7 protein-coding genes are annotated in these 9,020 nt (G+C 72.6%); 5 read left to right on the top strand and 2 right to left on the bottom strand.

From position 1 onward, the window contains the following. Window positions 1-92 precede the first annotated feature (92 nt). Window positions 93-1,496, bottom strand: coding sequence for a hypothetical protein (locus tag Q1K33_RS14395; protein ID WP_300405141.1), 1,404 nt, complete (start codon window positions 1,494-1,496; stop codon window positions 93-95). A gap of 12 nt (window positions 1,497-1,508) precedes the next feature. Further along, window positions 1,509-1,982, bottom strand: coding sequence for a YbaK/EbsC family protein (locus Q1K33_RS14390; RefSeq protein WP_300405140.1), 474 nt, complete (start codon window positions 1,980-1,982; stop codon window positions 1,509-1,511). Between the two features lie 160 nt (window positions 1,983-2,142). Between Q1K33_RS14390 and Q1K33_RS14385 the strand changes: the two genes are divergently transcribed. The 5 genes from Q1K33_RS14385 (at window position 2,143) to dnaE (ending at window position 9,002) form a co-directional block, all read left to right on the top strand. Further along, a complete protein-coding gene (locus Q1K33_RS14385) occupies window positions 2,143-2,595 on the top strand; it encodes a hypothetical protein (RefSeq protein ID WP_300405139.1) in 453 nt (150 codons plus the stop codon). Window positions 2,596-2,840: 245 nt separating this feature from the next. Beyond that, a complete protein-coding gene (locus tag Q1K33_RS14380) occupies window positions 2,841-3,224 on the top strand; it encodes a DUF6504 family protein (RefSeq protein WP_300405138.1) in 384 nt (127 codons plus the stop codon). 11 nt (window positions 3,225-3,235) lie between these two features. Next, complete coding sequence (locus Q1K33_RS14375; RefSeq protein ID WP_300405137.1) at window positions 3,236-3,694, top strand: SAV_6107 family HEPN domain-containing protein; 459 nt, start codon at window positions 3,236-3,238, stop codon at window positions 3,692-3,694. Window positions 3,695-3,777: 83 nt separating this feature from the next. Continuing rightward, window positions 3,778-4,998, top strand: a complete 1,221-nt coding sequence (locus Q1K33_RS14370; RefSeq protein WP_300405135.1) for an endonuclease — start codon at window positions 3,778-3,780, stop codon at window positions 4,996-4,998. 122 nt (window positions 4,999-5,120) lie between these two features. Then, on the top strand, window positions 5,121-9,002 hold the full coding sequence (gene dnaE, locus Q1K33_RS14365; protein WP_300405133.1) for a DNA polymerase III subunit alpha: 3,882 nt from the start codon (window positions 5,121-5,123) through the stop codon (window positions 9,000-9,002). The last annotated feature ends 18 nt before the right edge of the window (window positions 9,003-9,020 follow it).

The raw sequence follows: 9,020 nt of genomic DNA, 5'->3' as shown, positions 1-9,020 counted from the left end.
TCCGTGCTTTTAGCCCCGGTGTCGCCCGATCACTCGTGAAATCCCGAGGCTAGTGCCGCGTCACCGCGGACCCGCGACGAACCCCACTGTGGTCAGCGCAGGTCGGGGGCAGCCGTGAGCTCACCGAACCCGGTGTCGTACGCCGCGTCCAGGTGCGCCAGCAGGGCGACGTTGAGCGGGGCCAGCCGGTCACCGGGCTCGAGCAGCGTGCACGGGTCGATCTTGGCGAAGAACCCGACCGGGGTGTCGGCGGCCATCAGCTCGCTGCCCGTCGGCCAGTCGGTGCGGGCGAGCGCCGTGCCGTCGTAGGAGACCGGGTAGGAGTGGGTGCCGGAGACGGAGACACCCTGGCCGACGGCGCTCGGTCGGCCGTGTCGACGCGCGTCCATCAGCGGGAGGAGCGACTCGAGGTCGGCCGCGCTCAGGCCGGTGTCGATCCCGCGGACGAGTGCCGCCTGGAGGAACCAGAAGAACGCCGGATCGACCGAGGCGATGGTCGAGACGCCCGCGCTGGCACGGGTGTTGAGCTCGGTCGGACGGAAGCCGTCGACCGTCAGGACCCCGTCGATCCCGAACGCGCCGCGGTAGTCGTGGCGGGCGGCGAGGTGGTCTCCGACGCGGCGAGCCGCAGCTCGCATCGCCTCACGATCCGCGGCGGGCGGGTCCCACCAGGTGCTCAGGCCGCCGTAGACGAAGCGGCGCCGAGCCTCGTCGCGCAGGATCGCCAGCTCGACGGGGCGGAACGCCGCGGTCCCCGAGTCCGGCACCGCGAACCCGTGGATCGAGCAGGGCACCCCGTCGAGGAAGCCCATGACCCGGACCCGGTCGCAGCGCGGGGCGAAGAAGGCGAACGCCGCGGCCTCGTCGTCGGTGTCGCGCACCCACCGCACGAAGTTGCCGCCGCCGTTGAGCCCGTCGCGCGCATCGCCGCTCCACACGACGCCCCCGGAGGTTGCCAGCGACCTGCTCGCCGCGGCCAGCTCGGCACGCTCCACCGGGCAGATCCGGTACGGCGCGTGGTCCACGCCGGCGGCCTCCCACAGGCCGTCGGCGAGCATCTTGTCCTCCAGGGCGAGGTAGGACGCAGGCCTGCCACCGGTCACCGGGCGACCGAGGATCGGCTCGTCGTCCGCCACGAACGGAGAGGTGTGCCAGACGCCGCGCCGCTCCGGGTCGAAGGCCTCGATGGTGTCGGCCACGTCGCTGGGCAGGTTGCGCACGGCCCGGTCGAGGACCCGCACCTCCTCGGTCATCGACGCCGTCGGCGGGAGATCGACCTCGACGACCGTGCACGAGCCCTCGGGTGGCACCGGACCGGCACCGGTCCCCGTCGAGAGCACGAGCACGCGGCACCCGAGTGCGACGAAGTGCTCGACGAGACCGGTGCAGCCGGCCAGGATGCCGGGACCCAGGAGGACCGGCCGCCCGGAGTACGTCTCGGCCAGGCGGGCGGTGGCCGCGTCGCGGGTGGTGTCGTCGGCGAGGTCGAGCGCCATCGCGAAGTCCCGTCACTCCACGTCGATCGGCGGTGCCGCGGTGAGCCGCACCAGCTCGTCGTACGTCGTGGAGAACACCGCGGCGGGGTGGCCGGCGGCCGCCCAGACCACGGGGTGCCGCTCGAGCCAGCGATCGAGGTAGGTCGGGACCGGCGCCGGGTGGCCGAGGGGGGAGACCCCGCCGATGACCTGGCCGGTGTGCTCACGGACGAAGTCGGGGGTGGCCCGGCGCAGCCGCTCCACCCCGATCAGCGCGGCGACCTTGTCGGTGTCGACGCGGTGGGCGCCGGAGGTGAGCACGAGCACCGGGTCGCCGCCGGCGTCGAAGAGCAGGCTGTTGGCGATCGCGCCGACCTCGCACCCGAGCGCCTCGGCGGCGAGGGCCGCGGTGTGCACGGCGTCGGGCAGGGTGACGATCTCACCCGTCCCGCCGAGACGGGCATGCACGTCTCGGAACCGGGCGATGGAGGGGTGCTCGGTCGACATGGGTGCGACCCTATGCTCGACCTGGCGGTGGAGCATCTGTGTTTCGGCCGCACGCCTGCGGGGGTAGGGACCGATCGTGGAGGACCAGATGAGCCCAGCAAGTCCAGCGAGCCCGGCGAGCCCGGCGAATCCGGCGAATCCGGCAGGGGAAGGTCGATCCGTGATGGCGCGGCCCGCGTCGGTCGCCCGTGCCTCGTGGGTGATCTGGACGCTGGTCGTGGTGGCGACCGCCGTCACCGTGCTCGCGGTGGTCCGCGACGACGACCTGGTCGCAGCCTGGGCAGGGGGCCAGGGGCGCTCGGTCGACGACACCCGCGTCCCGCCGTCGTTCACGCCCGTCGTGGTGGTCCTGTACGTCGTGATCTCCGTCCTGCTGCTCGTGCTGCTGGCCTTCCTGCGCGGTGGTCACAACTGGGCCCGGCACTGCATCGCCGCCGGTGCGGCGCTCGCTGCGTTCTCCGTGCTCTCCGGGCTGCGGACCGATCCGCCGGTGGAGTTCGCGGTGGCAGCGATCGTGATCGTCGTCCTCGCCGCGATCCTGCTCGTGCTGCTCTACCTCCCGACCACGAACGCCTACGTGGGCAAGATCGCCAGACCGTCGCGCGCTTCCTGATCGACACCTGACGGCCACCTGAGGCCCTGCCGCAGCCCGGCCGGGACCAGGTCTCGGTGCCTGGCGCGGGCTCACCCTTGACGCACTGTCGGCGGGGAGGTGTAGCGTTCGGGTTGTTCGAACGTGTGTTCGATCAACCGGTGGGGTCGACCTCGACCCCCGGCCCCGCCGGTCCCCTTCGTGTCCCCGTGACGTCTCGTGGCGTCCCTGTGGCGGCACCGTGTGCTCAGAGCAGGAGGCCGGTCGTGAGGCGATATGACGATCCCGTCGAGGTCCGACGAGGCTGGGTGGACGGAGCGCTCGACGCCGGCTGCGCGCCCGAGCAGTTCCTCTGGAGGGGGCGGCTCTGGAAGGTCAGGGCCGTGCTCGCCAGCTGGGTGGAGACCGGCGCCTGGTGGTCCTCGGCCGAGGTGGACGCGGTGCTCGGCACCGACGCGCGGGCGACGGCCGAGTCCGGGGCGGTGGCCGTGCGCTCGGTCCCCGACCTGCTGGGTGAGCGTGAGCTGTGGCGGGTCGAGGCCGGCCGCAGCGGTGCCGGCGGTCCCGGGGGAGAGGCGATCACCGGTGTCTTCGAGCTGTCCTTCGACCACGACGACGGCCGCTGGTCGCTCGTCGGCTGCGACGACTGAGAGGCAGGCTCGTGATCACGTCCTCCATCGGCCCGACCGAGATCAACCCCTACACGCTGCCCGCGACCACGCACTCCTACCTCCTGCGGGCGGCAGAGTCCCTGAGCGAGGCGATCGCGACCAGTGACGTCGCCACTCGCTACGCCTGTGCCCACGTCGCGGCCCTGCGGGCCGCCGCCGCACTGCTCGCCGCGCGAGCTCGGCCGGCGCCCGCGCGGCGGCGTCCGCAGAAGAATGCCTGGGTGCTCCTGGCCGAGGTCGCCCCCGAGCTGGGTGAGTGGGCCTCGTTCTTCGCGGCCGGTGCCGGCAAGCGGGCGGCCGCCGAGGCGGGTTCGAGCCGAGCGGTCACCGAGCGGGAGGCCGACGACCTCGTGCGTGACGCCGACCGCTTCCTCGGGGTGGTGGAGTCCGCCCTCGGCCTGATGCCGCACGCACCCGTGCGTGAGCATCTGGTCAGCCGTCCGGCCTGACCGGCGACCGGCTGGGTGGGCCGAGGTGAGCGCAAGGGTTATCCCCACTGCGCCACGCCACTGACTCCCGCGAGGCTGGGGGCATGACTCTCGGACATCCTGGTGACCCCGCCGAGCCCAGCGCCGTACGGCGACCCGTGGCCCGGCTCCTGACGCTCCTGCTGCTGGCGCTCGGCCCGACCGTGGCCGGGCTGGCTCCCGTCGTACCGATCACCGCGGCCCAGGCCGCGACGACCTCGGTGGCGGCCGCCCGGGCGGGTCAGGACGGCTCGACGGCTACCGTGCGCGGCTACGTCGTGGGCCAGCCCACGTCGTCCTCGACCGTGGTCACCAGCGGCTTCCCCAACGACTACGCCCTCGCGCTGGCGGACTCGCCCGGGGTCACCGACACCTCGCAGATGCTCTACGTCCAGGTCCCCAGCTCCTTCCGCGACGCGTGGGGGCTGCAGAGCAACCCGTCGTTGCTGGGTCAGCAGATCGACGTGACCGGCGCCAAGGAGGCCTACTTCTCGCGGCCAGGACTCAAGTCCGCCTCGGACTTCGCCCTCGCCGACGGCCCCGGCGACCCGGACCCGGGCCCCGAGCCGGGTGCCGGCGGCGGGACCACGGAGTACGACTCGACCTACTGGGCGCCGGCGATCGGCAAGAGCGGCGCGGCTCTCGAGTCGTCGCTGCACGCGATCATCTCGAGCGGCGTGACCCGACTGTCCTACTCCCAGGTGTGGGTGGCGCTGCGCGACACCGACGAGGACCCGGCCGACTCCTCCCACGTGATCGAGCTCTACTCCGGCGACTCGATCTCCAAGAACGCCAACGGCGGCGGCGTCGACCAGTGGAATCGCGAGCACGTCTGGGCCAAGTCGCACGGCGACTTCGGTACGGCGACCGGTCCCGGGACCGACATCCACCACCTGCGTCCGACCGACGTGACGGTCAACGGCGCCCGCGGCAACCTCGACTTCGACGAGGGCGGCACGCAGAGCTCCGAGGCGCCCGGCAACTACGCCGACTCCGACTCCTGGGAGCCGCGCGACGCCGTCAAGGGCGACGTCGCCCGGATGGTCTTCTACATGTCGGTGCGCTACGAGGGCGGCGACGGCTTCGCCGACCTCGAGGTCAACGACCAGGTCGGCAACGGCTCCGCGCCCCACATCGGCAAGCTCTCGGTGCTGCTGGAGTGGAACGCCGAGGACCCGCCCAGCGCCTTCGAGATGCGCCGCAACGACGTCATCTACGACGACTACCAGGGCAACCGGAACCCCTTCATCGACCACCCCGAGTGGGCCGACGCGCTCTGGGGTTGACGCGCTGCCGGAGGCCCGTCGTACAGTAGGCGCAGTCGAACACCTGTTCGACAGGGGTGCCGGTCCGGCCCCGTCCCGTTGTCCGAGCCAGGGGTCGAGCCAGGCTGTGGAGGCCCTCGCCCATGATCTCAGGTTCCGACCCGTTCCCCCACCTGCACGTCGCCTCGGGCTACTCCCTGCAGTACGGCGCCTCCCATCCTCACGTCCTGGTCGAGCGGGCCGCCGAGCAGGGCATGGACACCCTCGCGCTGACCGACCGCGACGGCACCTACGGCGCGGTGAAGTTCGTCAAGGCGTGCCAGCAGGCGGGGATCCGGCCGGTGCTGGGGGTCGACCTGGCCTACCGGGCAGCGCTCGCCTCCCGCTCGCCTGCCGGTCGTACGCCGGCCCGAGGCGGCGCCTACCGCGACCTGCCCCTCGAGCAGGGCGGGGCGGCGCGGGTGCGGTTCCTGGCCAGCGCCGACACCGGGGGCGGACGGGCCGGCTGGGCGGCGCTGTGCCGACTGGTCTCCGCGGTCCACCTCGCCGGCGAGCGAGGGAGCCCGGTCCTCGACCTCACCGACCCCGAGCACCTGTCCGACGAGATCGCCACGCTGCTCGGCAGCGGCAACCTGGTCGTGCTGCTCGGAGCCGACTCCGAGGTGGGCCTGGGGGCGACCCGGCGCCGCGACGACCTGGCCCGGGCGGCTCTCGCGCCGTGGCAGCGGCTGGTGCCGTCCACCCACCTGGTCGTCGAGCTGGTCTCCCACCGACTGCCCGGCAGCCATGCCCACGGATGGGGCCCCGGCACCACCCCGCACGCGGCTCGGATGGCCACGATCGCCCGCAGCGCCGGGTTGTCGGCGATCCTCACCAACGCGGTGCGCTACGCCGATCGCCGCGACGCGGTCACCGTCGACGTCCTCGATGCCGCTCGCCGGCTCGTGGCCCTCGACCAGCGCCACCTCGAGCGCCGCAACGCCGAGGGATTCCTCAAGTCCGGCAAGGAGATGCACGAGGTCGCCGAGGAGATCTGCCACGCCGCCGGCGACGCTGAGGAGGGCGGACGACGAGGAGCCGACCGGCTGCTCGCCACCACCCGGGCGCTGTCGGACCGCTGCGCCCTCGATCCGCGCGCCGACCTCGGGCTGGGCGAGGTGCACTTCCCCGAGTTCACCTTGTCGACCGACCACGCCAGCGCCGACATCGCCCTGCGGGCCCGGTGCGAGGGGGCGATCGGTGGCCGCTACGGCTCGGGACCGCGCCAGGTGGTCTGGAAGCGGCTCGACGACGAGCTCGAGCTGATCCGGGGCCTGGGCTACGCGTCGTACTTCCTGACCGTCGGGGACGTCACCGACCTGATCCGTGAGATGGGGGTCCGCTGCGCGGCGCGAGGCTCGGGCGCGGGCAGCCTGGTCAACTACCTGCTCGGGGTCTCCGGGGTCGACCCGATCCGGCACGGCCTGCTGATGGAGCGCTTCCTCTCCCCGTTGCGCGGCGCGCTGCCCGACATCGACGTGGACGTGGAGTCCGCGCGTCGCCTGGAGGTCTACGAGCGGATCCTCGACCGCTTCAGCGGCGAGCGCTGCGTGACGGTCTCGATGATGGACACCTACCGGGTGCGCCACGCCGTGCGCGACGTCGGCGGCGCGCTCGGGATGCCGCCGGGGGAGACCGACGCGATCGCCAAGGCGTTCCCGCACATCCGGGCGCGCGATGCCCGGGTGGCCCTGCGCGAGCTGCCCGAGCTGCGCTCGGCGGGGCTGAGCGAGGCGCGGCTCGAGGTGATGTTCGACCTGGTCGAGCGACTCGACGGCCTGCCCCGCCACGTCGCGATGCACCCCTGCGGTGTGCTGCTCTCCGACGCGACGCTGCTCGACCGCACCCCGGTCGAGGCCAGCTTCGCCGGCTTCCCGATGAGCCAGTTCGACAAGGACGACGTCGAGGACCTCGGCCTGCTCAAGCTCGACGTCCTCGGGATCCGGATGCAGTCCTCGATGGCGCACGCCGTGGCCGAGATCAAGCGCGTCGACGACGTCGAGATCGACCTCGACGATCAGGCCCAGGTGCCCTTCGACGACCCCGAGACCTACGCGCTGATCAGCAGCGCCAAGACCCTCGGGGTCTTCCAGATCGAGTCGCCGGGCCAGCGCGAGCTCATCGGCAAGTCCGGCATCGACGACTTCGGCGAGATCATCACCGACATCTCCCTCTTCCGACCCGGCCCGGTCAAGAGCGACATGATCAGTCCCTACCTCGACGTCAAGCACGGCTGGAAGCAGGCCAGCTATCTCCACGACGACCTGCGTCCGATCCTGGAGCAGACCAACGGCGTCGTGGTCTTCCACGAGCAGGTGATCCAGCTGATCGGCGAGCTCACCGGCATCACCTACGCCGAGGCCGACGAGAAGCGCCGAGCGCTCGGCAGCGTCGACGGGATGGCGGCGACCAAGGTGTGGTTCTACCCGCGGGCGCTGGGCCGGGGCTACCAGCTCGGCTTCGTCGAGCAGATCTGGAAGGTGATCGAGGCCTTCGCCTCCTTCGGCTTCTGCAAGGCCCATGCCGCGGCGTTCGCTCTGCCGACCTTCCAGTCGGCCTGGCTCAAGACCCACTGGCCTGCCCACTTCCTGGCCGGCGTGCTGACCCATGACCCGGGGATGTACCCCAAGCGCCTGATCCTCGACGACGTACGCCGTCTCGGCATCGCGGTGCTCGGCCTCGACGTCAACGACTCCGAGGCCACCTACGTGGTCGAACCGCTGGAGTCGCAGAGCGATGCCCCCCGGGTCTACGGGGTGAGGCTCTCGCTGTCGGAGGTCAAGGGCATCAACGCCGGTGAGGTCGCCCGCATCGTCGCGGCCCGTCCCTACGCCTCGCTGACCGACTTCTGGCACCGCGCCCGGGTCTCGCGCCCGATCGTCGAGCGCCTGGTCCTGGCGGGTGCCTTCGACTCCGTCTACGGGATCGGGCTGCGGGGCTCTCGCGGCGAGGTGTCCGCACGCAGCCGGGTGACCCGCCGCGACCTGCTGCTGCAGGTGGCGGAGCTGGAGCGGTTCGGCAAGGCGGTCGAGCGCGCCGGCCGGGGGCGCGGCCTGGCCGGGCGCAGGGTCGCCCGCCACGGCAGCCAGTCCCCGGCCCGGTCTCGTCCGGCCGACGTCCGGGTCGACGACGCGGTCGCCCGCAACAGCACCGACCCCGGCGCGCGCGAGAGTGCCGCCGTCCGGCCGGGGCCCGAGCGGCACGCGCTCGGAGCACAGGGGGTCTGGGCCAAGGCCTCGGCGCAGAGCCGGGTGAGCGCTGACCCGGCCCCGGTCGACTCCGTGCAGTTCAGTCTCGACCTCGGCGACGCGCCCCGGGAGGGCGAGATCTCCGGGCTGCCCGAGATGAGCGCCGCCGAGTCGATGGCGGCCGAGCTGGAGATCCTGGGCCTCGACGTGAGCCGCCACGTCATCGACGGCCACGCCCGCTTCCTGGCCGCCCTCGGCACGACCCACAGCCGCGACCTGCTCGAGCAGCGCAGCCGTAGCGAGCTCCTGGTGGCAGGGGTCAAGGTGGCCACCCAGACCCCTCCGATCCGCAGTGGTCGGCGCGTCGTCTTCCTCACCCTCGACGACTCCACCGGTCCGGTCGACGCCACCTTCTTCGAGGACGCGCAGGGGCCCTACGCCCAGACGGTCTTCGGGTCCTGGCTGCTGGTCGTGCGCGGCGAGCTGCGGCGCACCGGCCACCGCGGGGTCTCGCTGCGTGCCACCGGCGCCTGGGAGCTCTCCGAGCTGCACGGACTCTGGCGTCGCGAGGGCATCGACGCCGTCCACGACCTGATCGCCGCCGCCCCGCGCCCCGGGGACCGCCCGTCCGGTGCTGCGCCCGGCACCGCAGCGACGGAGGCGCCCACCCAGCGACGGGTCCTGGTGCACAGCAGCGGGTTCGCGATGTCTCCCTACTCCGACATCAAGCCTGCCGGTGAGGATCCCAAGCAGGTCGCGCGCAAGCTCTGGCACCGCTCCCCGGGGAGTCCCGGATGAATACGCGCTCCGGGACTC

The organism is Nocardioides sp., assembly GCF_029937575.1.
Lineage (GTDB): Bacteria > Actinomycetota > Actinomycetes > Propionibacteriales > Nocardioidaceae > Nocardioides.
The sequence above is the reverse complement of the archived record's forward strand: the minus strand, read 5'-3'. Positions and strand labels throughout refer to the sequence as shown.